Below are 21,842 nucleotides of genomic sequence, written 5' to 3' on the forward strand. Positions count from 1 at the left end.
GATGTCAGACATTCAACTCACGAAACTCCAGCTGATCGAAGGCGTTTGGAGCGGCATCTTGAAAGGACCTGCGCTCGGGGGGGACGTTCCCGATCTGCGGGTCACACATAACAATCTTGTGGTCGAGGGTATCAAAGTCCAAGCCGATCCTGAAAACGACGGATGGCGTGTGACCATCCCTGTGCCGCTTGCGGCGATCTCGGACGGGGTCCAGACCGTGCTGATTTCCGATCCGGTCACGAATTTGGTGCTTGGTAACTTTACCCTGTTGGCTGGTGAGGTGTTCGACGACGATCTTCGGACCGAAGTGGGTCTTTTGCGGGCCGAACTCGATCTGTTGAAGCGGGCCTTCCGCCGCCATTGTGTCGAAACGATGTGACCTGACGTGGCGTTCAAGGTGACGTGCGCGTAAACATCGCGCTATCTCCCTAGCAAAGGGAGGCTTTCATGACCGCATATCCGCATCTTTTTGCTCCGCTCGATCTCGGGTTCACGGTTCTGAAGAACCGCGTCTTGATGGGTTCGATGCATACAGGTCTTGAGGAAACCAAGGACTGGAACCGTGTCGCCGAGTTCTATGCCGCGCGCGCCCGCGGGGGTGTTGCTCTCATCGTGACGGGGGGCATGGCGCCAAACGCCGAAGGCGCAGTTTTTCCTGGTGCGTCGGGACTCTTCACACAAGCGGATATCGCCAACCACAAGGTCGTCACCGACCGCGTCCATGACGCAGGTGGCAAGATCGCGATGCAGATCCTACATGCGGGACGATACGCCTATGGCAAGACATGTGTCGCGCCTTCGGCCGTGAAATCCCCCATAAGCCCATTTGTGCCGCACGAACTCGACGCCGCAGGCATCGAAAAGCAACTGAACGACATTGCCACAGCGGCGGCCCGCGCCCGTGAGGCAGGGTATGACGGTGTCGAAGTGATGGGGTCCGAAGGGTATCTTATCAATCAGTTTCTGGTGACGCATACCAATCGCAGAACCGACGACTGGGGCGGGAGCTATGAAAACCGCATGCGTTTTGCGATCGAAGCGGTAAAGCGGGTGCGGGCCGCGGTGGGGCAAGATTTCATCGTGATCTATCGTCTTTCCATGATCGATCTTATCCCCGACGGCTCAACCCATGACGAAGTCGTCCAGCTCGCCCAAAGGATCGAAGAGGCAGGGGCGACTATTCTGAATACGGGGATCGGTTGGCACGAAGCGCGCATCCCGACAATCGCGACGAGCGTTCCGCGAAAGGCTTGGGCGTGGGTCACCCAAAAGATCATGGGTAAAGTCTCGATCCCGGTGATCACCTCTAACCGCATCAATACGCCCGAAGTCGCCGAAGAGGTGCTCGCTGATGGGTGTGCAGATATGGTCAGCATGGCGAGACCGTTTCTGGCCGACCCCGACTTTGTTGCAAAGGCAGCGGACGGAAAGGCCCATCTGATCGCCCCTTGCATCGCCTGCAACCAAGCCTGTCTTGATCATACGTTCAGTTTGAAGATGGCCTCCTGTCTGGTAAATCCGCGCGCTTGTCACGAGACCGAACTGGCGACGGCCAAGGCCGCTTTGGCCAAGAAAGTTGCCGTGGTCGGTGCGGGACCGTCGGGCATTGCGGCTGCTTTGACGGCGGCCGAGCGCGGCCATACCGTCACGCTGTTCGACAAAGCCCACCAAATCGGCGGCCAACTTAACATGGCCAAAATGGTGCCGGGTAAGGAAGAGTTCCACGGGCTAGTTGCCTATTTCGAAGCCGCTCTGGCCGCAGCCGACATTTCCATCAAGTTGAATACCGAGGTCGGAGAGCAAGATCTGGACGGTTTCGACGAGGTGATTATCGCGACGGGTGTCCTTCCGCGCGATCCGGAGATCAAAGGGCAGGATCGGCCGAATGTCCTCTCCTATATCGACGTGCTGCGCCATAATGCTCCGGTTGGAAATCGGGTTGCAATCGTTGGCGCGGGCGGCATCGGGTTTGATGTCGCCGAAAAGCTGGTGACGGGCGAAAGTCCGACTTTGAACTTGCCCGAATGGCTTTTGGAATGGGGCGTCGGTGATCCCGAAAAAGAACGTGGCGGCCTTCTTGCCGAGGGGCCAAAACCGGAGCCGGCGGTCCGCGAAGTTACGCTTTTGCAGCGCAAGGCCCAAAAACCAGGCCGTGGTTTGGGCAAGACGACAGGTTGGATTCACCGCGCTTCGCTTCAAATGAAAAACGTGCGGATGCTCGGCGGCGTGAGTTACGACGAAATCACCGACGAGGGTCTCTGGATCACGCGAGACGGAAGTCCCGAGTTGATCGCATGCGATACGATTGTCCTTTGTTCGGGACAGGTGTCCGAGCGTAGCCTTGCAGATGCGCTCTTGGACAAGGGAAAATCGGTTCACGTGATCGGCGGCGCAGACCTTGCTTCCGAGCTCGATGCCAAGCGCGCCATTGATCAAGGCACTCGTGTGGCGAACGCGCTCTAGTTGTTTCCGTGCCCTGATCAAATCCCCAGAAAACCCCGATATTGTCAGGGCGAGGCCCAAGTCTCGCCCGATTTGATCCCGATAACCGTCCTCAATGAAGTCATTTTGAAGGGACGATTATGGATCGGCTCACGGAAATGGAGGCCTTCGCCACGGTCGTAGATCAGGGCGGGTTTACCGACGCAGCAAAGAAAATGGGGATCTCGAAATCCGCCGTTTCCAAACATGTGTCCGCGCTCGAAGCGCGACTTGGTGCGCGTCTGCTCAACAGAACCACACGGCGTGTCAGCCCGACGGAAATCGGTCTTGCGTATTATGATCGTGCGCGCCGCGTGCTCAATGACGCGGGCGAGGCGGATGCTTTGGTGACCTCGATGCAATCTGCGCCTTCGGGACTTTTGAGGATCAGCGTTGCCACCGACTTCGGCGTCAATCATCTTTCTCCCGTCTTGGGTGAGTTCCTTCAGGAGTTCCCCGATATCACGGTGAACATGGTTTTGAATAACCGCTATGTCGAACTCATCTCCGAAGGCTTTGATATGGCCATACGGATCGGCGAGCTGGAAGACAGCACTCTACGCGCCCGCAAGTTGACGGAAACCAACAGGCGGATGATCGCGTCGCCGTCCTATTTCCAGAAACACGGTCGACCGATGAAGATCGACGATTTGAACGAACACAAGCTGCTCCATTATTCCAATCAGGCCAATTCTGCCGTTTGGAAGATCACCGCGCCTTCGGGCGAAAAACGTCAGGTCCGCACGGCGGGCTGGCTTACGGTAAACGACGGCCAATCGCTTTTGAATGCCTGTATCAGCGGCCTCGGGATCGCTTACCTTCCGTCGTTCCTTTATGCTGATGCGATGGAAAAGGGTCTTGTGGAAGAGGCAATCCCCGATCTGCCGATCGACACCCAAGGGATATACGCGGTTTATCCTCCCGGGCGTTTTACACAGCCCAAGGTCCGCGCCTTTATAGATTTCCTTGTTCATTCCTTTGCCGACAAAGGACCGGACAATTGGTGACAGAATAATCAGTCCGTATCCGCCTACTGATTATGCCTCTGGGGCTCTCATCCCCACCGACTTTACGCGGCCTTCGGGCCGCGTTTTTTTATTCTGTGCTCAGCAAAATCGCTTCGACGCGGCGGTTCGCGGTTCGTCCGTCTTCGGTAAGATTGGTTGTCAGTGGCGCGAGATATCCCATTCCTTCCGCATCGAGCTGTGCACGGTTGGCTCCGTGATCGGTGACGAGACGTTCCAGAACGGAACCTGCCCGCCGCTTGGATAGGGAAATATTGCCCTCAAGTGATCCGGACGCGTCCGTATGACCGACCAGAGCAATCCGCCGGCCGGGATTTTCAGCAAGATATGCGGCGATTTCGGTCAAGGAGAGAAAGTCGCCGTGGCCGAGTTGGGCCGAGCCTGTCTCGAAACTAAGATCATCAAGCACGACATGTCCTCGGCTTTCCAATTGATCCGCGAGGCTTCCCGATACGATCTCGGGACCGAACGTCGCTTGTGGCGCGGGGATCGTCGTGGCGACATCGAAGTCATCATGGCCAAGATGGGTGAACTGAACGAACACCTCTCGGGCGGTGCGGCTCACAAAAAGCGAGACAGCTTCAATGTCTCGCCGCGCAGAGAGAAAGCGGAAATTGCCGATGGCCACCTGCATTTCGGGTGCACGCGCGACTTCGGTGGCAAATCGGAAATCATACCCGCCACAGTCCTCGGTTTCGCAGTCGAGCAAAATCTCCCAGCCTTGGGACGAGAGCTGTTCTTTGATCGGGGTCATGATCTGGAACGGTGTGAGGCCGTTGGACGGTATGCGGAATATCTGGCGCGTTACGCTCCCCTCGAGCCGTTCGGTCGGAAATCCTTCGTCGCTCCAAGGTCCGAGCGGGAGTTCGTAACTCCGCAATTCGGTAAGTGGTTCAACGGATTGAACGGCGTTTGCAGGCAGATCAAGCGTCAACGCTCCGGCCTGAAGCGGTAACATCAACAACAAAGGGGCAAAGCGAAACATCAAATGCGAGCAATTCGTATCAGGAAACCACGCGATAATGGTATTGCCCGACGATCTCCATTCCTAGTGAAGAATAGAGCGCATTTGCGCCAATATTCGCCTGCGTGACCAAAAGCGCGAAATGCTCGGCGCCATTGTCGCGCGCCCAGAACCCCATGGATCGCATCATGTTGCGGGCGAGCCCCTGTCTGCGGAACTGTTGCCGTGTCTCCAAGGCATGCAACATCGCGACACCGTTCGACACGCCGACATAAGCCGTGCCTGCTGCCCTTTCGTCGATACGGCCCAGAAAAGTTGCTTTTGGGCATTGTGCGCGATCCATAATGTCGAGCCGAGCTTGCCCGATGCCCCCCTCGGACCAGATCTCGCGCTGGACCGCCACAGGGGGAAAGGCGACGAACTGGGTTGCCGCTTTGGGGCGTTCGGTCGCGATGAGCTCGATCGGAGCCACATAGAGGTTCACGGGGTCCTTGATCACAAACCCGCGCTCTTCCAGCATATGGTCCAGCGCTTCTTGGTCTTTGCGGATCATGAAGATCGGGGTTTGCTCTAGCGCGCGCATGGCGTGGATCGCCGGATCAGGATCATAGTCCTGGCTGCGGTCATGGGTTGCCGCGCTTACACGGCTTCCGCCGCCTTGACCCTCTCGGATCGTCCAATGGCCCAACGTTTGATAGGACGCTGCGGGCCAGGTCGCATCGATCACGTCATAGAGGTCAAAGATATCGGGAGTCATTCTGCGAACAAATTCTGGAGCTTGATCATAGCGCTTTCGACACGGGCACCATCGGTGCCGCGAATGACGATGTTGGCACCGTAAATGCCGTTGCGCTGGAAAGGATAGGACCCGATGGAAAGATCCGAGAACTCCTGTGCAAGCGTGGTAAGCGGCCCCGCGATGTCGCCCTCGCCCCGATCGATCCGAAGTGTTTGCGAGAGCAGGGGCTTGCCCCCCGTCAAGGTCGGCAGCACAGAGGCGACCATCGCTTCAAAGACGCTCGGGACACCTGCCATCACATGGACATTCCCGATCCTGAAGCCGGGCGCGGTGCTTACGGGATTTTCGATCAGGATCGCAGTGTCGGGAATGCGCGCCATACGCAGTCGCGCTTCGTTCAATTCCTGACCCGAACGGTCATAATGCGCTTGAAGAAGCGCGCGTGCATCGTCGCGCACGTCGATCGAAACCCCGAAGGCGGCGGCGATACAGTCCGCCGTGATGTCGTCATGCGTGGGGCCAATCCCGCCCGAGGTAAAGACGTAGTCGACCCGCTCTTTCAGCTCTGAGACGGCTGCAATGATCGCGGCGCGATCGTCGCTGACCACGCGGGCTTCGACAAGGTTGATGCCCGCTTCGGTCAGCTTGCCTGCGAGAAAGTGCATGTTGCTGTCGCGGGTGCGCCCTGACAGGATCTCGTCGCCGATCACGATCATAGCTGCGGTGGGGTTCGACATTTTCTTCTCCATTGGAACTTCTTTGGGTATAGGACTGGGCCATGAAGTTTTCCACACCTCTTGTTCCCGCTAGGCTCATTCGTCGCTACAAACGCTTCCTTGCCGATGTGCGATTTGAGGACGGGACCGAAACGACAGCCCATTGTGCCAATCCGGGGTCCATGATGGGGCTTGCGGTTGCGGGGACAAAGGTATGGCTCGAACCCAATGATGATCCCAAGAAAAAGCTGAAATACGGCTGGCGCTTGGTCGATCATGAAAACGGGCATTTCACTGGCGTCGATACCGCAGTTCCCAACAAGGCGCTCAAGGCTGCTTTGAGTGTCGGCGAGGTTCGCGAACTCGGCGGTTATGACCTTGTGCGGCCCGAGGTGAAATATGGCGAGAACAGCCGGATCGATTTCCTTCTGAGCGGTGAAGGTCGCCCCGACTGCTATGTCGAGGTCAAGAGCGTCACCTTGTCCCGACAGAGCGGCTTGGCTGAGTTTCCCGATAGCGTGACTGCGCGTGGCACGAAGCACCTGAGCGAGCTTGCGCAGATGGTGCAACAAGGAAACCGCGCAGTGATGTTCTATCTGGTTCAACGCACCGATTGCGACCGTTTTACGCTCGCCTCGGATATTGATCCTGCCTATCACGCTGCGTTTCTTAAAGCGCGCGAGGCGGGTGTCGAGGTGATCTGCTACGACACTGCCATATCGCCTCTTGGGGTGGCTTTGGGTCGCTCCTTGGTGATCGAGGTCTAGCGCCTTGGGTTGAGATACCCTATGTGGAGCAAGAAGCTAGAAGGACCGAGACTTTGACGAAACACAATGGCCGCTTGACCAAAGATGGTATCCGCATTCACGAGGATGCCGATTTTGCGGGAATGCACGCTGCTGGAAAAGTAGCGGCTCAAATCCTTGACGATATCGCGCCGCATGTTTTCCCAGGTCAAAGCACGGCCGAAATCGACCGTATCATCACCGATATGGTCACGGCCTCGGGAACGACCTCTGCGACCATCGGTTATCGCGGCTATCAGCATGCCTCCTGCATCAGTGTGAACCATGTGGTGTGTCATGGAATTCCCGGTCCCAAGACACTCAAGGACGGCGACATCCTCAATATCGACGTGACCGTAATCCTTGACGGATGGTATGGCGATACAAGCCGCATGTATGTGGCGGGCAATCTCAGCCGTAAATCCGAGCGTCTCATTCAGGTGACGCATGACGCTCTTATGCTCGGGATCGAAGCGGCAAAGCCCGGAAACACCTTTGGCGATATCGGCAATGCGATCCAGACCTATGTCGAGGCGAACCGCATGAGCGTCGTGCGTGATTTCTGCGGCCACGGTCTTGGCACGGTTTTCCACGCGCCGCCCAATGTTCTGCACTACGGGCGCCCCGGGACCGGGCCAGTGCTCGAAGAAGGCATGTTCTTTACCATCGAGCCCATGGTGAACCTCGGCCGACCTGAGACAAAAGTTCTTGCCGATGATTGGACTGCGGTCACGCGTGACAAATCACTTTCGGCGCAGTTCGAGCATTCGATCGGGATACGGGCAGACGGGGCAGAGATTTTCACGCTTTCGCCTGCGGGTAAATTCCACCCGACCTATGGATGATCAGAGCGCCGAGAGGCGCTCTTTCAATTCCTGCATCGAATAGACGATGTCGGCACCTTCTTCGGTGAGTTTGTCCTTGTTGCCGTGTTCGGCATAACCGATGAACCGCATTCCCGCCGCGCGCGCCGCGCCGACACCGGCGGGGCTATCGTCGACCATCACCGCGCGCTCGATTGCAACGCCTGCGGCCTGAGCCGCAAGTTCAAGAAGCTTTGGTTCGGGTTTCGCGGTGTTATGGTCATGGGCCGAGAAGATCCGCCCGTCCAGACGGTCGAACAAACCCGAAGGGCCGAGAGAGGCCCGCATCTTGTCCATCGGGCCATTGGAGGCCACAGCAATCTTGACGCCGTGTTCCTCAAGGGTGTCGATCAGCTCGACAAAGCCTTTGCTCACGTCGACGCCTTGTCTCAAGCGTTCAAAGATCTCGGCGTAGATCTCGTTTACCCAGTTCTCGGGAAGTTTCGCGCCCGCTTCGATCGCGCGATCCCGAAGGATATACATCGTGCCGCCGACAAACCGTTCGTGACACTCTTCAGCAGAAATCGGCAGGCCGTGATCCGTAAGGCTCTTGGCCACGATCTCGTTCAAAAGACCTTCGCTGTCCACGATCACGCCGTCGCAGTCGAAAATAACAAGATCGACGGTTTTCATCCTGTGAACTCCATAAACGAAATGTGCGTGTCTCCATATCGGCGATGCTCCAGAAGCGCAAAGCCCGACGGCGCGGTCTGGGGCGCGTTTTCCTCCCAAACGATTAAGGCATCCTTCGCAATCCAGTTGCCTGCCAGCGCCGCGGCCAACGCCTTGGCGCCCAAGTCACGCCCATAGGGCGGGTCGAGAAACACAAGTGAATGCGGCTCGCCTCCTCCGAGTTTGGTCGCATCGCGCGTCACAAGGGTGCAGTCCTCCTGACGGCGGAGCTTGGCAATATTCTCGCGGATGAGCTTGGTCGCAACGCGGCCGTCATCGACAAAAGTGACCGAGGCAGCGCCGCGCGATAATGCCTCGAGGCCGAGCGCGCCCGTGCCCGCAAAGAGATCGAGAACCTTGGCGTCTTGGATCGGATCGCCGAAGCGGCCACCATTCAAGACATTGAAGAGACTTTCGCGTGTGCGGTCGGTGGTCGGGCGCAGATGTGCGCCCATGTCCCCTTTGCCGACAGCGGCAAGGGCTGTGCCCCGATGCGTGCCCCCGATGATCCGCACTAGCGCAGCAGAGCCTTCATGTTGGTTTCGGGGTCACAAAGCACTTCGGGCGCAGGAGACTTTCCCGCTTCGATCAGGCGCTTGCCGACCATGTAATCCTTGGCGCTGTTCATCGCATCAACCGCGATAAGCTCGTCCCCTTTGAAATACCAATGCACGCGGACCATGGGGTCATCTGTGGTTTTTACATAGACCTTGTCATAGCCGATATTGAGCCCCGCAATCTGGAGCTTGGTATCGTATTGGTCCGACCAGAACCACGGAGCGGGAGTGTAATCGATGCCTTTGCCCATCATGTTCTGGGCAACGATTTCTGCCTGATCGATCGCGTTCCCGACGCTTTCGATCCGCAATTTTTGCCCTTTGAATGTGAGGTTGGCGCAGTCGCCCGCCGCCCAGATATGCGGGTCCGAAGTGCGGCCCTGATGGTCTGTGTCGATCCCGTTGTTGCAGACCAGTCCTGCGGCTTCCGCCAGAATTGTCGCGGGCATGATTCCGACGCCGACGATTGCAAAGTCCACGTCCAAAGTGGTGCCGTCGGTGAGTTTCGCGCCAGATATGCGCTCTTCGCCGATAAGATGGTCGAGCCCGACACCTTCGACGATTTTGACCCCGTGGGCGGTGTGCAGATCGCGGAAATAGGTCGAGGTTTCTTCGCAGGCCACACGCTGAAGAATGCGCGGTGCCATTTCAACAAGGGTCACGTCGAGCCCTTTTTTCGCAGCAACCGCCGCAGCCTCGAGCCCGATATAGCCCCCGCCGATCACTAAAAGCTTGCGACCTTCGACGAACTCGGGTGCCATCGTGTCCACGTCAAGAAGATCGCGCACCGTGTAAACGCCGTCGAGCTCGCCGCCGACCTTGGCAGGAAGCGTGCGCGGATGCGAGCCTGTGCAGAGCGCGAGCGCGTCATAAGCCATCGTTTCTTCGCCCGAAAGCGTCAGGGTCTGCGCTGCGGGATTGATCTCGACCACGCGCGTGTTCAAACGAAGCTCGATGTTGTTCTCTTGATACCAGTCATCCGAGCGAAGAAGCAGTCGATCCACTCCGATTTCGCCAAGTAGGTAAGCCTTGGACAAAGGGGGGCGCTGGTAGGGCGCAACAGTCTCTGCGCCGATCAGGCTGATCTTGCCGTCAAAGCCTTCGGACCGCAATTTTGCTACCACCGAGGCGCCCGCTTGCCCTGCACCGACCACAACGAAATGTTTCATCGGCTTTTTCCCTTTTTTTGATAGCTTTGGTTCTGGCGGACCCTATATCTAGGCCCATGCTGCATGCAATTCCGAAAGAGGAAAATAAGATGACCATTTCAACAGGTGAAAAGCTCCCCGAGGCAACTTTGTATCGGATGGGAGACAATGGACCTGAGGCGGTTGCACTTGGCGATCTGCTGAGCGGCCGCAAAGTTGTATTGTTCGGCCTCCCCGGTGCCTATACCGGCACCTGCACCTCGGCCCACGTTCCAAGCTTTATCCGCACCAAGTCGCAGTTCGACGCCAAAGGTGTCGACGAGATTATCTGTGTCTCGGTAAACGATCCCTTTGTGATGAAAGCATGGTCGGATTCGACCGGCGCAGGCGAGGCAGGACTTACGTTCCTTGCTGATCCCGCTTCCGAATTCACCAAGGCGATCGGGATGAATTTCACCGCACCGCCGGTCGGTTTTTACGACCGCTCCAAGCGCTTCTCGCTCTATGCCGAGGACGGCGTCGTCAAAGTGCTCAACGCCGAGGATTCTCCCGGCACTTGCGAGATTTCCGCAGGCGAGACACTGCTCGACCAGATCTAAAATCAAAGGGCGCCCGAGTGGCGCCCTTTGTCTTTATTGGGATTGAATAAGTGTCTGGGTTGGGAATGGAATATCGATCCCGTTGGCGTCCAATGCCTCTTTGACCTTGCGTTTCATATCGGCCTGATACTGGAAATAGTCCGAAGAATTGACCCAGACGCGGACGAGAAAATCGACTGAAAAGTCGTTGAGGCCGTTTACCTGAATAAAGGGTTCGGGCTCTGTTTTGGACCTTGGGTCGGACATGATTGTATCGCGGATCACCTGTTCGGCCTTGCCAAGATCGACACCGTAGCCGACACCGAAAATCCATTCGGCACGGCGGGTAGGATACGCCGAATAATTGGTGATCGTATTGCCCCAGACTTGGGAATTGGGAACGATCACCTGCACGTTTCCGACGCTTGAAAGCTCGGTAAAGTTGAGCGAGATTTGTTTGACCGTGCCGCTGACCCCGTTCACCTCCACGAAATCGCCGTTCTTGAAGGGGCGAAAGAGGATGATCATCACGCCCGCAGCGACATTGGAAAGCGTTCCCTGCAAAGCGAGACCGATCGCAAGACCTGCTGCACCGATGACCGCCACGATGGACGTCGTTTGAATGCCGAAGGTGTTGAGAATGAATATCCCCGCAAAGGCAAGGACGGCATAGCTCGCGATGTTTCCGAGGAAATTGAACAGCGTATCATCGAGATGCCGATTGCCCGCAGCGATGTTCACGATCCGGTTTCTGATCCAGCTCGAAACCCAAAGTCCAAGCACAACGATGACGATGAGTGCGAGAATATCGCCTGCCAGTCCTGCCAGAAATTCAACGGTGAGATAATCGCCGACAGTCTTGCCGTTCCATACTTGGGTCGAAAGAATTTGTTCCATTAGTCTTCTTGTAATTTGTCCATCTGTCTTGCGAGTTTCGCATCAAGCTCTGTCAAGCCGCCTGCGTCATGTGTCGTAAGTCGCACGTCCACACGGTTATAGACATTGAACCACTCGGGGTGGTGGTTCCATTTTTCGGCATAGAGCGCGACCTTGGTCATAAACCCGAAGGCCGAGATAAAGTTCCGAAATTTGAAGGTTTTTTGGAGGGCATCCTCGCCCTCGACTTCGCTCCAGCCATTTTGTGAAAGTTCCGATATCAGCGCGGCTCGGGCGTCGGGTGAGAGTTTTTCCATTAGTCCTGTTCCTCTTGGTCCACTTTGCGAAACGGGCCATAGTCGGTGAGGATTTCGATTTCCTCGTTTATGGCAGCGCGCTCTTGCTCGAGATAGTTTTCGACGGCGCGCGCAAACCCTTGATCGGCAATCCAATGGAGCGAATGCGTCGGGGCGGGAAGATAACCGCGCGCAAGCTTGTGCTCACCTTGGGCGCCAGCTTCGACCCGAAGTCCGTTGGCAATCGCATAATCGATCGCCTGATAATAACAGACCTCGAAATGAAGACATGGGTGATGCTCGGTGCATCCCCAATACCGTCCGAACAAGGTCTCGCGGCCGATAAAGTTCAATGCGCCAGCAATCGGTCGGCCGTTCTTTTCCGCAAGGACAAGCAACACATCATCGGCCATCGTTTCACCGATCAGGTCGAAAAAGGAACGCGTGAGATAGGGCGTGCCCCACTTGCGGCTTCCTGTGTCTTGGTAAAACGCCCAGAAATAATCCCAGTGCTCGGCGCGAATGTCCTTGCCTGTGTATTGGACAATCTCGCCACCAAAGGATTGAGCCTGAGCGCGTTCCTTGCGGATTGTCTTGCGCTTGCGGCTCGAAAGAGCGGCTAGAAAGTCTTCGAAACTTTGGTAGCCCTCGTTGGCCCAATGGAATTGTTGGCCGACACGGCGCATCAATCCCATCGCCTCGCCTGCGATGGCTTCCGCTTCGGTGCAAAAGGTAATGTGAAGCGATGATAGGCCGTTGTTCGATGCCAATTGAACCGCGCCTTGCACGAGTGCGGCCATGCCATCGGCCTCGTGGCCCTGTCTGGTCAAAAAGCGCCGCCCCGTTGCGGGCGTAAAAGGCGCTGCGATCTGAAGCTTGGGGTAATATCGCCCCCCCGCATTTTCATAAGCATGCGCCCAATTGTGATCGAAGACGTATTCCCCTTGCGAATGGCCCTTTGCAAAGAGCGGTGCGACGGCAATCGTCTCGTTGTTCTTGCGCACCGAAAGATAGCGTGGTTGCCATCCGCTTCGTCCCCCAACCGATCCCGAATCCTCCAGCGCTTTCAAAAAGCGATAGGTTGTAAAAGGATCAAAGGGCCGCCCGCCTTCGGGCACAGCGCAAGCGTCCCAAATCGGTTGGCCGATTTCGGTTATGCTGCTGTGGCTCGTGACTTCGAATGCGTCGCTCATGTCGGAATACCTGTGTGCGCCGCTGCGGTCGTCAAGCCTGATAGCCCTCGAATGTGATATTGTCGGCGATCTCGCGTGCCTTTGCTTCGGCTTCAGCCGAACGGATCGTCCAGCAGAGGATCGGAGCACCTTTTGCTTTGATGTTCGCGACGTCCCCGGACTCCAGATCTGCCGCTTCGTGCGATATAAAACAGGCGCCCGTGCGATCAAAGTCTGGAATAGCTTTGAGATGCATTCGCACTTCGGCGGGAAGGGTCGGCCAATCCTCAGCGCTGTATGCCGAAGTTGTGATCCCGCGCGGTATCTGGGGGCAAAGTTCCCCCATTTTCGCAACAGAATGTGGGTTGAACGACATAACCGCGACTGGGCCGGAATAGGTGCCAAGCAGGTCGGCGATACTACGTTCCAACGGTCCGACATTTGGACCCATGCGCCCGTCCTGATCCTTGATCTCGATAAGGAGCGGCACTTGTCCCGCAACGATTTCAAGAACCTCTGCGAGGGTGGGAATACCGCTTTGCCCGTTCAAGAGAGGCATTTCGCCAAGCTCTTTTGCGGTGCGCATCGCGATTGGTCCTTGCACCCCTGTTAGTCGGGTCAAGGCGTAATCGTGAAAGACCATCGGAACACCGTCTTTCGACGGCTGAATGTCGATCTCTATTCCGTATCCACTCTCGACCGCAGCCATCACAGCCTCGCGCGAGTTTTCGGGCCTTCCCTCGGCCTTGTTGTGGAGGGCGCGATGGGCAATCGGACGGTCAAGAAAGGCGCGGGGAAGCGTCATTTGATTTCAAAAACGCCGTCAATCTCTACTGCGACGCCAAGCGGTAACGCGGCAACACCTACGGCAGAGCGGGCGTGGCGCCCAGCGTCACCGAGCACTTCGACCAGAAAGTCCGATGCGCCGTTGACGACCTTGGGCTGGTCCGTGAAATCAGGGGCAGAGTTCACAAAGGCATTGAGTTTGACCACGCGCACCAACCGGTTCAGATCCCCTCCACAGGCGAATTTGACTTGGGTCAGGAGAGAAACGGCGCAGGCTTTGGCAGCGTCGGCGCCCTGAGCGAGGTCGAAATCAACGCCGAGCTTGCCCTTGATCAGATTGCCGTCACGCTGGCTGATCTGGCCCGAAACATGGACGAGGTTTCCTGTCACGACATAGGCAACGTAATTGCCTGCAACGGCGGGCGCCGTATCGGGAAGAGTGATGCCAAGATCGGCGAGACGGGTTTCGATTGTGTCGCTCATTGTGTCGCTCCGAATTGTAGGTGCCGTGACGCTAGCCCGAGGGCCTCTGCGCTGCAATCGTCAACCTTCTCGAAACGCGCGGGTAAAATAATCCGCAAGCGGTTTCAGCAGGTAATCGATCGGTCTTTGGTCGCGCGTCGCGAGAAAGGTTTCGACAGGCATCCCGGGGATGAGTTTTTGGTCCGCATCCAGTTTGTCGATTTCGCTCTCGCCAAGGCCGAGTTCGATCCGATAGTATGAACGGCCTGTCTGCTGATCTTGAAACGTGTCCGCAGAGATATTGAGCACTGTTCCGAACAGTTCGGGGGTTCTACGCAGATCAAAGGCTGTAAACCTAACCGTCGCAGCCTGACCGATATAGACCTCGTCAATATCGCGCGATGCGACCTGTGCCGTGATCACCACGGGGCGATCATTCGGGATCAGATACATCAAGGGTTCAGCCGCACGAACGACAGCCGAAGCGCCAAGCACCTGAAGATCATAAACGGTTCCCGCAAGAGGCGCGCGGATGACAGCGCGATCCTGTCGGTTGCGCAGAGTGCGTAACCTCTCTCCCAGTTCAGTTTCGCGTGGTTCGATATCCCTGAGCTCTGCCATCGCCTCTTCGCGGCGAGTGGTTGCAAGGCTCAGGAGTTCGAGAGCGATACCGCTCTGGCGCTCGGTGGCGACGGCGCGGGCGGCTTGCGTTTCAGCGATCTGTCCAACCAGCGCAGCGCGGTCGCGGCGCAGTGCGAGAACACGTGGGGCTTCTGACAAGCCTCGTTCCAAAAGGCTCTGTTGGGTGGCGAGCTCTTCATCCAGAAGAACCAGTTGTTCGTTCATCGCCGCAAGCTGTGCGTCGATCCCGTCGATCTGGCGGCTGATCTGATTGGACTGTTGGGCAAGCTGTTCTGCGGCCCGCCCTTCGGCTTCGAGCCGAAGAGTGAGCAGGTTTTGCTGCGAGGCGAATAGTGGCTCATAGCTTGCCGACAGGTCCTGCGCGGTATCGAGAACCGTTTCGTTGTCACGCTCTGCGACAAGCCGCGCCTTTCGTGCAGATAGTTCGGCAAGCTGGTTTTCGATCACCGCAATTTCCGAACTCAATTCCGCAGTGTTGAGCCGAATGAGCATATCGGATTGCGCGACGGTTTGTCCTTCGGTTACGAAAATCTCGTCTACAATCCCGCCATCGGGATGTTGGATGATCTGGCGGTTCTTTTCGACTTCGACATGACCCGAGGCCACGACCGCCCCTTTGATTGTCGCGCCGACAAGCCAGCCGCCGAACCCAAGAAGCAAGACGACAAGCGTCGCGAACCCGATCGCGAGAAAACGATTGGCAGCCCAGATCATCGCACGCCTCCACCTGTGGAGTCCTGTTGGATTGTTTGATGGTTCTGGACCATTTGTTTGAGGACATCATCCCTTGGGCCAAAGCCGCGTCTGAGCCCGTCTTCGATCACGAGAAGCAGATCGCATTCCTGAATGGCTGCGGGGCGATGCGCCATAATGATCACAGCTTTGCCCGAGGCTTTGAGGGAACGAATGGCAGCGTTGAGCGCCATGCTCCCTTCGTTGTCGAGATTGGAGTTCGGTTCATCAAGGATCACGATCACAGGGTCATTATAAAGCGCCCGAGCAAGACCGATGCGCTGGATTTGCCCACCCGAGAGGCTCCCGCCAGTTGCGTTGATTTGCGTGTCATAGCCATTGGGAAGCTTCAGGATCATGTCGTGGGCCGCTGCCATCTGCGCTGCCGCGACGACTTTGCCCGTATCGGGCGTTTCGGACATCCGCGCAATGTTTTCGGTGATCGACCCGTCAAAGAGCTGAATGCGCTGAGGCAGGTATCCGACGTATTGGCCCAAGACTTCGGGATCGTATTGATCGAGTGTCGCGCGATCGAGCCTTATCGTTCCCCCTGTCGGGGTCCAAGTGCCTACAAGCGCCTTGGCAAGAGTCGTTTTCCCTGCGCCCGAGGGACCGATCACCCCCAACGCCTGCCCCTGAGACAGTTCGAACGACAACATTCTCAGGGTTGGAGTCGCCTGACCTGGTGGAACGATCGTCAACTGGCTGACCGAAAGCCTTGCCTCAGGAGCGGGGAGCGGTGTGCGTTCGGGCATCTCGCGCGATACCGACAAAAGCCTTGTAAGATTGCCCCAACCGTCGATTGCCCGTTCGATCAAGGCCCATTGCGCGATCAGTAATTCGATCGGTGCGAGGGCGCGGCCGAGAAGGATCGAACCCGCGATCATTGCACCTGCGGTCATTTCTCCCCTCAGCACCAGAAAGGCCCCAAGTCCCAACATGGCCGATTGCAGCATCAATCGCGCGCCGCGCGATCCCGCTGCATAAAGGCCCGATGTATCCGAGAACGTCATCGTGGAACCAAGCGATGCATTTCGCATCTTTGCCCAACGCCCCATGGTCGCGGTGGTCATTCCCAGGGAACGGATCTGTTCGGCACTTTCCTGAAGGGTCTGGTTATACCGTTCGGCGCGCGCCGTCGTCTCGGCGGCTTGGCTCGCGGTATCACGGGTGCGGGACTGATTGAGAATGGCGAGGACCATAAGCAATGCGGCCCCACCGACCGAGAGCCATCCAAGCCACGGGTGAAAGATAAAAATCCCGACAAAGAAGACGGGCATCCACGGAAGATCGAAAGCCGAAACAACAGCGGGTGAGGTTAGCGCCCGCTGCACCGCCTCAAGGTCACGAAGCCCGCCAGATCCGCTGTTGCCCCTCAGAAGAGCCTGCTCCTGAACCGTGCGAAAGACGACCGGATCAAGCGCACTTTGGAAACGTGCCCCGACCCGAGCCATGATGCGGCCGCGCACGTAATCGAGCAGAGTCATGCACAGGTAGAGAAATCCGACGATGATTGATAATGCGACCAGCGTCTCGACCGAGCGAGATCCGAGAACGCGGTCGTAAACGCTCAGCATATAGAGCGGTCCACTAAGCATAAGGACGTTCACCACAAGGCTGAATAGGGCAGCAGACCAGATCAACGCGCTGTTCTTGCGCATCGTGGCCATCAGGATTCGTTTGCCCTTGATCGTGGTTGCTTGCACTTGGGTCCCCGCACTCATTGAGGTGGTTTGAAGGTCCTTGAACTCATCCAAAAGGTTAGTTCTCTACTTCCTTATTGTAACGTTTACTTCCCTTGGCGTTACTGCAAAATGAATAACCCCAGATTAGAATTGCATGATTATTTTAGTCTTGAGGTTGAAATGTCTGTCTTTTCCAGGTCGCTTTTGCTTCTTCTCCTTTTGCCCACGTCCCTTGCCGCTGCGGGGTTCGAGGGGCGTTATAAACAAGCTCTCACCTCTGATTGCTCCAAAGTAGGAGAGTCGGGTGGGGCGCTCGAGATCAGGAACGGCATTTTCTACGGTGTGCATAATCAATGCCGCATGACCCGCCCTGTTCAGGTTGTGAATATGGAGGCCACTCTTTACACCATGCAGTGTTCGGGCGACGAGGATCAATGGACCGAACGTGCATTGCTGATGAAGTCCTATGATGTGGACGGCATCATCATGGTTTGGGATGGCTATGCCTTCGTTTACGAAAAATGCAGCGAGATCGAATGATCAATTGCCCGCAGCGCTTTGGAGCTCTTGAAGGAGAAGCTGGATAAGTCGATCCGCTTGATCTTCGCTCATGACCGCGCCCGCAGGTTCGCTTCCGTCGGGTGCCGTCATCGGGAGCGGCACGGGAATCCGATCCGAGAGAACGCGGGACATCGTCTCGCGCCAAATCTCGGCAGGAAGTCCGCCACCCGTAACACCGCTGAGCGGCTTGTTGTCGTCATAGCCCATCCAGACGCCTGTCACGAATTCGCCCGTAAACCCGATAAACCATGCATCGCGTGACGCCTGAGTGGTGCCCGATTTTCCCGCAATTTGCCAGCCGTCGATGCGTGCACGTTGACCTGTGCCCTGTTCGATCACTTTGGACATCATCCAAGTGAGCTTTTTCGCCGAGTTGTCGCTGATGACGCGCTCGCCAATACCGCCGCCTTGACCGAAAATCGGGTCGCTTTCCCCTTGGAGACGCAAGTCCACAAGCCCGTAAGGGGCAACCGATGACCCGCCGTTGAGGATACCTGCATAAGCTGCAGTCATTTCGAGCAGCGTGCTCTCGGACACGCCAAGAGCAAGGGCGGGGCCATCTGCCAAATCTCGGTCGATACCGAAACCCGTCGCGACGGATCGAACAGCCTCGCGACCGACGGCTTCGGACAAGAGAACAGCGGGGATGTTCCTGCTCTCGTAGAGCGCTTGTGTGAGGGTGATGTTGCCTTTGAATTCGCGGTCATAGTTCTGGGGGCACCATTCCCCCGATCCAACGATATTGAGACAAAGCGGTTGGTCGTTGATCACTTCGAGCGGCGAGTGACCAAGCTCCAGTGCGGCGGCATAGACAAAAGGTTTGAAGAGTGAACCTGTCTGCCTCAGGGCCTGTGTCGCGCGGTTGAATGCGCCAGAGGCTTGAAGATTGCGTCCTCCGACCATTGCGCGAACCGCACCGTCTGCGGACATAACAACGATTGCGGCCTGGGCTTCCGATCCTTCTTTGACCTTGTTCTCGAAGGTCCAGACCAGAGCCTCTTCCGCGGCGGCTTGGATCTTTTGGTCGAGCGTTGTGCGGATGATCACGTCTTCGGTGGTCGAGCGGGTAAAGAACTCGGGTCCGCTCTCCATGACCCAATCCGCAAAATAGCCGCCTGAACGCGCTTTGGCTGCTTCAGAGAGTCCTGCCGGATTTTCGCGCGCATAGGCGGCTTCGGCGGCCGAGAGGTAGCCTTGTTCTTCCATCAAGCCGATGACCACATTCGCGCGGTCCCAAGACCGTTGAAGGTTGGATGTCGGTGCGTAGGTCGAAGGCGCTTTCAAAAGACCGGCGAGGATTGCAGCTTGCGAGGCATCGACCTGGTTCGCCGATATCCCGAAATAACGCTGCGCCGCAGCTTCGAACCCGCGCGTGCCTGCACCGAGATAGGCGCGGTTGAGGTAAATCGTGAGGATTTCCTCTTTCGTATATTTGACCTCCATCGCCATCGCATAAATGGCTTCCTTGGCTTTGCGCCAAAGCGTGGAGCGGCGGCAGTCTGCTTCGTAATCGGCCTCGGACTTCCAGACTTCGGGGTCATAAGGCGTGCCGATACACAGAAGCTTTGCGGTTTGTTGTGTGATGGTCGAGCCGCCGTTGCCCGACAGGGGGCCGCGTCCTTCGCGCATGTTGATCCGAATGGCCGAGGCAATGCCGCGCGGTGATAGGCCGAAGTGCGAATAGAAACGTTTGTCCTCTGTGGCGACAACCGCATCGTGCAGATAAGGCGAAACCGTATCGGCGGTGATCATCCCCCCGAATTGATCGCCTCGCCACGCAAAGACGGTCCCGTTGGTATCAAGGAGGGTCACGGAGCCACGTGCCCGCCCGTCCACCATTTCGGAAATCGGGGGCAACGTTGTGGACATGTAATAGACGCTGGCGCCCAAAATCAGCGCAAAGATCAAACCGACGCGCCAGCTGATCCCCCAGATGATGCGGAAAATGAAACGAATGATTCCGGTAAAAAAGCCGAGAATCAGCCCGATCGGTCCGCGCGGTTTGCGGGGCGATTTACGAGCGGGCGCGCTCTTTTTTGCGGGTGCCGCTTTGGGTTTTGGGGCTTTGCCACTGGAATCGTAGCGTTTTTCAGCCACCAAAGGGGGGCTTTTGCGTCCCGGTCCTGCCATTTGCCTGCTCTGCCGTTCATTTCATTTTTTGCCAGCATACTTGCTGCTCGCTCAAATGTTGAGCGCTTCTGAGCAGATACAACGCGTTTTTGTTCAGCCTATTTTTTAATCAAGTTGCACAATTTGTGCAAAATTTGTGCAAATTGTTGCGTGGTTCGTTCTCGGATGGCTTGGGTTTTCTTGAGAACCCCCCTGATTTCCGCGCTTCTACCACTGTGCACGGCCGAAGCTGGTCGTCCGGGAACAACTCGTAAGGGGAAGACAGTGAAACTCATCATCGCAACTATTAAGCCGTTCAAGCTGGAGGAGGTCCGCGAGGCTGTGACCGCCGCCGGCGTTCGCGGCATGATGGTGACCGAGATCAAGGGCTTTGGCTCGCAGTCCGGTCACACCGAAATCTACCGTGGCGCTGAATATGCCGTGAACTTCGTTCCAAAGGTCAAGCTCGAAATTGTCGTGCCCGACAACATGGTAGAGCAGGTCGTTTCGACCATCGCGTCCACCGCCAAGACCGACAAAATCGGCGACGGTAAAATCTTTGTTCTCGATGTCGAGAGCGCTCTTCGTGTGCGCACCGGCGAAACCAACGACGACGCGCTCTAAGGCGTTCTCAGGGGAAGAAATCCAATGAAACTCACGAAACTCCTCCCGGCCGCTGCGCTTGTTGCGCTACCGGTTATGGGCTTTGCTCAGGAAGCCGAAGCTGTTGCTGGCGTCGACGCTTCGACTGACTCGATGTTTATCTTCAACTCGCTTCTGTTCCTTATCGGCGGCTTCCTTGTGTTCTGGATGGCAGCTGGCTTTGCGATGCTCGAAGCCGGTCTTGTCCGCACCAAGAACGTAGCGATGCAGCTCACCAAGAACGTTGCGCTCTTCTCGCTTGCTGCGATCTTCTACTACCTCATCGGTTATAACCTGATGTATCCGCTCGGCACTTGGTCGATCGACGGCGTTCTCTCGGGCGTTTGGTCCACCGCCGCTCTCGAAGCTGTTGGCGTTGCCCGTGATGGCGCTGACGACTACGGCTATGCGTCGACCGGCTCGGACTTCTTCTTCCAGCTCATGTTCTGTGCGACCACGGCTTCGATCGTTTCGGGCACCCTCGCAGAGCGTATCAAGCTGTGGCCCTTCCTTGCCTTCACTGTTGTTCTGACCGCGATCATCTATCCGCTTCAGGCATCGTGGAAGTGGGGCGGCGGTTTCCTTGACGCTGCAGGTTTCCTCGACTTCGCCGGTTCGACCGTTGTTCACTCGGTCGGTGGCTGGGCAGCTCTTGCCGGTGTGCTCATCCTTGGTCCGCGTATCGGTAAGTACAAAGACGGCCGCATCAACCCGATCCCCGGCTCGAACCTGTCGCTTGCTACGCTCGGCACATTCATCCTGTGGCTCGGTTGGTTCGGCTTCAACGGCGCATCCCAGCTCGCAATGGGCACCGTAGGTGACGTAGCTGACATCTCCCGTATCTTCGCAAACACCAACGCTGCTGCTGCAGGTGGTTCGGTTGCCGCGATGATCCTGACCCAGCTTCTCTACAAGAAAGTCGACCTCACCATGGTTCTCAACGGCGCACTGGCTGGTCTCGTTTCGATCACCGCTGAACCGCTGACCCCGACCCTTGGCGCAGCTACTCTGATCGGTGCATTCGGCGGTATCCTCGTGGTTCTCGTTGTTCCGATGCTCGACAAGCTCAAGATCGACGACGTTGTCGGCGCGATCCCCGTGCACCTTGTCTGCGGTATCTACGGCACCATCGCAGTGGCCTTCACCAACTCCGATGCATCCTTCGGCACCCAGCTCTACGGTATCGTTGTCGTCGGTATCTTCACCTTCGTGGTCTCCTCGGTTCTCTGGTTCCTCCTCAAAGTCACCATGGGCATCCGCGTCAGCGAAGAGGACGAGATCAACGGTCTCGATAAGGCGGAGCTTGGTATGGAAGCTTATCCCGAGTTCTCGAAAGGCTAAGTTCCTTCCA

23 protein-coding genes are annotated in these 21,842 nt (G+C 57.0%); 9 read left to right on the forward strand and 14 right to left on the reverse strand.

Annotation, left to right across the window (positions count from 1 at the left end; genetic code table 11):
- Position 1 precedes the first annotated feature (1 nt).
- From QQG91_RS00520 to QQG91_RS00530, 3 genes are all read left to right on the forward strand, one after another.
- Entirely contained in the window at positions 2 to 379 is a 378-nt protein-coding gene (locus QQG91_RS00520; protein ID WP_285771031.1) for a hypothetical protein, read from the forward strand.
- A gap of 68 nt (positions 380 to 447) precedes the next feature.
- Complete coding sequence (locus QQG91_RS00525) at positions 448 to 2,463, forward strand: NADPH-dependent 2,4-dienoyl-CoA reductase (RefSeq protein WP_285771032.1); 2,016 nt, start codon at positions 448 to 450, stop codon at positions 2,461 to 2,463.
- Positions 2,464 to 2,582: 119 nt separating this feature from the next.
- Positions 2,583 to 3,488, forward strand: coding sequence for a LysR family transcriptional regulator (locus tag QQG91_RS00530; protein WP_285771033.1), 906 nt, complete (start codon positions 2,583 to 2,585; stop codon positions 3,486 to 3,488).
- An 88-nt stretch (positions 3,489 to 3,576) separates the two neighbouring features.
- Here the strand turns inward: QQG91_RS00530 and QQG91_RS00535 are convergent, their stop codons facing one another.
- From QQG91_RS00535 to QQG91_RS00545, 3 genes are read right to left on the reverse strand one after another with little or no spacing between them, the layout of a single operon-like run.
- Complete coding sequence (locus tag QQG91_RS00535; RefSeq protein ID WP_285771034.1) at positions 3,577 to 4,491, reverse strand: OmpA family protein; 915 nt, start codon at positions 4,489 to 4,491, stop codon at positions 3,577 to 3,579.
- Positions 4,492 to 4,510: 19 nt separating this feature from the next.
- Positions 4,511 to 5,227: a GNAT family N-acetyltransferase gene (locus tag QQG91_RS00540; RefSeq protein ID WP_285771035.1), complete on the reverse strand. Its 717-nt coding sequence runs from the start codon at positions 5,225 to 5,227 to the stop codon at positions 4,511 to 4,513.
- Positions 5,224 to 5,946 carry a competence/damage-inducible protein A gene (locus QQG91_RS00545; RefSeq protein ID WP_285771036.1) on the reverse strand — a complete coding sequence of 241 codons (723 nt, stop codon included), beginning with the start codon at positions 5,944 to 5,946 and terminating at the stop codon, positions 5,224 to 5,226. Before QQG91_RS00545 ends, QQG91_RS00540 begins: the two co-directional genes overlap by 4 nt.
- A gap of 41 nt (positions 5,947 to 5,987) precedes the next feature.
- On the opposite strand from QQG91_RS00545, the gene sfsA reads away from it, so the two are divergent.
- Positions 5,988 to 6,692: a DNA/RNA nuclease SfsA gene (gene sfsA / locus QQG91_RS00550; RefSeq protein ID WP_285771037.1), complete on the forward strand. Its 705-nt coding sequence runs from the start codon at positions 5,988 to 5,990 to the stop codon at positions 6,690 to 6,692.
- A gap of 53 nt (positions 6,693 to 6,745) precedes the next feature.
- Positions 6,746 to 7,555: a type I methionyl aminopeptidase gene (gene map / locus QQG91_RS00555; protein WP_285771038.1), complete on the forward strand. Its 810-nt coding sequence runs from the start codon at positions 6,746 to 6,748 to the stop codon at positions 7,553 to 7,555.
- Here the strand turns inward: map and QQG91_RS00560 are convergent, their stop codons facing one another.
- The 3 genes from QQG91_RS00560 to QQG91_RS00570 are packed head-to-tail and all read right to left on the reverse strand — an operon-like array spanning position 7,556 to position 9,971.
- Entirely contained in the window at positions 7,556 to 8,206 is a 651-nt protein-coding gene (locus QQG91_RS00560; protein WP_285771039.1) for an HAD family hydrolase, read from the reverse strand.
- Positions 8,203 to 8,760, reverse strand: coding sequence for a 16S rRNA (guanine(966)-N(2))-methyltransferase RsmD (gene rsmD, locus QQG91_RS00565; RefSeq protein WP_285771040.1), 558 nt, complete (start codon positions 8,758 to 8,760; stop codon positions 8,203 to 8,205). Before rsmD ends, QQG91_RS00560 begins: the two co-directional genes overlap by 4 nt.
- The gene (locus QQG91_RS00570; RefSeq protein WP_285771041.1) at positions 8,760 to 9,971 is read right to left on the reverse strand and encodes an NAD(P)/FAD-dependent oxidoreductase; all 1,212 of its coding nucleotides are present in this window, start codon (positions 9,969 to 9,971) and stop codon (positions 8,760 to 8,762) included. Before QQG91_RS00570 ends, rsmD begins: the two co-directional genes overlap by 1 nt.
- An 89-nt stretch (positions 9,972 to 10,060) precedes the next feature.
- Here QQG91_RS00570 and QQG91_RS00575 point away from each other — a divergent pair, with 89 nt between their 5' ends.
- Positions 10,061 to 10,549: a peroxiredoxin gene (locus QQG91_RS00575; RefSeq protein ID WP_285771042.1), complete on the forward strand. Its 489-nt coding sequence runs from the start codon at positions 10,061 to 10,063 to the stop codon at positions 10,547 to 10,549.
- A gap of 33 nt (positions 10,550 to 10,582) precedes the next feature.
- Here the strand turns inward: QQG91_RS00575 and QQG91_RS00580 are convergent, their stop codons facing one another.
- From QQG91_RS00580 to QQG91_RS00610, 7 genes are read right to left on the reverse strand one after another with little or no spacing between them, the layout of a single operon-like run.
- The gene (locus QQG91_RS00580) at positions 10,583 to 11,425 is read right to left on the reverse strand and encodes a mechanosensitive ion channel family protein (RefSeq protein WP_285771043.1); all 843 of its coding nucleotides are present in this window, start codon (positions 11,423 to 11,425) and stop codon (positions 10,583 to 10,585) included.
- Positions 11,425 to 11,721: a 4a-hydroxytetrahydrobiopterin dehydratase gene (locus QQG91_RS00585; protein WP_285771044.1), complete on the reverse strand. Its 297-nt coding sequence runs from the start codon at positions 11,719 to 11,721 to the stop codon at positions 11,425 to 11,427. Before QQG91_RS00585 ends, QQG91_RS00580 begins: the two co-directional genes overlap by 1 nt.
- Positions 11,721 to 12,893 (reverse strand): GNAT family N-acetyltransferase, encoded by a 1,173-nt coding sequence (locus QQG91_RS00590; protein ID WP_285771045.1) that lies wholly within the window; start codon positions 12,891 to 12,893, stop codon positions 11,721 to 11,723. The genes QQG91_RS00585 and QQG91_RS00590 overlap by 1 nt, the downstream gene beginning before the upstream one ends.
- 31 nt (positions 12,894 to 12,924) lie before the next feature.
- On the reverse strand, positions 12,925 to 13,677 hold the full coding sequence (locus tag QQG91_RS00595; protein WP_285771046.1) for a glycerophosphodiester phosphodiesterase family protein: 753 nt from the start codon (positions 13,675 to 13,677) through the stop codon (positions 12,925 to 12,927).
- Complete coding sequence (locus QQG91_RS00600) at positions 13,674 to 14,141, reverse strand: RidA family protein (RefSeq protein ID WP_285771047.1); 468 nt, start codon at positions 14,139 to 14,141, stop codon at positions 13,674 to 13,676. Before QQG91_RS00600 ends, QQG91_RS00595 begins: the two co-directional genes overlap by 4 nt.
- 60 nt (positions 14,142 to 14,201) lie before the next feature.
- Entirely contained in the window at positions 14,202 to 15,476 is a 1,275-nt protein-coding gene (locus tag QQG91_RS00605; protein ID WP_285771048.1) for an HlyD family type I secretion periplasmic adaptor subunit, read from the reverse strand.
- Positions 15,473 to 17,218 carry a type I secretion system permease/ATPase gene (locus QQG91_RS00610; RefSeq protein WP_285771049.1) on the reverse strand — a complete coding sequence of 582 codons (1,746 nt, stop codon included), beginning with the start codon at positions 17,216 to 17,218 and terminating at the stop codon, positions 15,473 to 15,475. The genes QQG91_RS00605 and QQG91_RS00610 overlap by 4 nt, the downstream gene beginning before the upstream one ends.
- Before the next feature lie 141 nt (positions 17,219 to 17,359).
- Between QQG91_RS00610 and QQG91_RS00615 the strand changes: the two genes are divergently transcribed.
- Entirely contained in the window at positions 17,360 to 17,719 is a 360-nt protein-coding gene (locus tag QQG91_RS00615) for a hypothetical protein (protein ID WP_285771050.1), read from the forward strand.
- Here the strand turns inward: QQG91_RS00615 and QQG91_RS00620 are convergent, their stop codons facing one another.
- Entirely contained in the window at positions 17,720 to 19,870 is a 2,151-nt protein-coding gene (locus tag QQG91_RS00620; protein ID WP_285771051.1) for a transglycosylase domain-containing protein, read from the reverse strand.
- 264 nt (positions 19,871 to 20,134) lie between these two features.
- Here QQG91_RS00620 and QQG91_RS00625 point away from each other — a divergent pair, with 264 nt between their 5' ends.
- Together QQG91_RS00625 and QQG91_RS00630 are read left to right on the forward strand one after the other, a co-directional pair.
- On the forward strand, positions 20,135 to 20,473 hold the full coding sequence (locus QQG91_RS00625) for a P-II family nitrogen regulator (protein WP_285771052.1): 339 nt from the start codon (positions 20,135 to 20,137) through the stop codon (positions 20,471 to 20,473).
- 24 nt (positions 20,474 to 20,497) lie between these two features.
- Entirely contained in the window at positions 20,498 to 21,832 is a 1,335-nt protein-coding gene (locus tag QQG91_RS00630; protein WP_285771053.1) for an ammonium transporter AmtB, read from the forward strand.
- The last annotated feature ends 10 nt before the right edge of the window (positions 21,833 to 21,842 follow it).

The organism is Marivivens sp. LCG002, assembly GCF_030264275.1.
Classification (GTDB): Bacteria; Pseudomonadota; Alphaproteobacteria; order Rhodobacterales; family Rhodobacteraceae; genus Marivivens.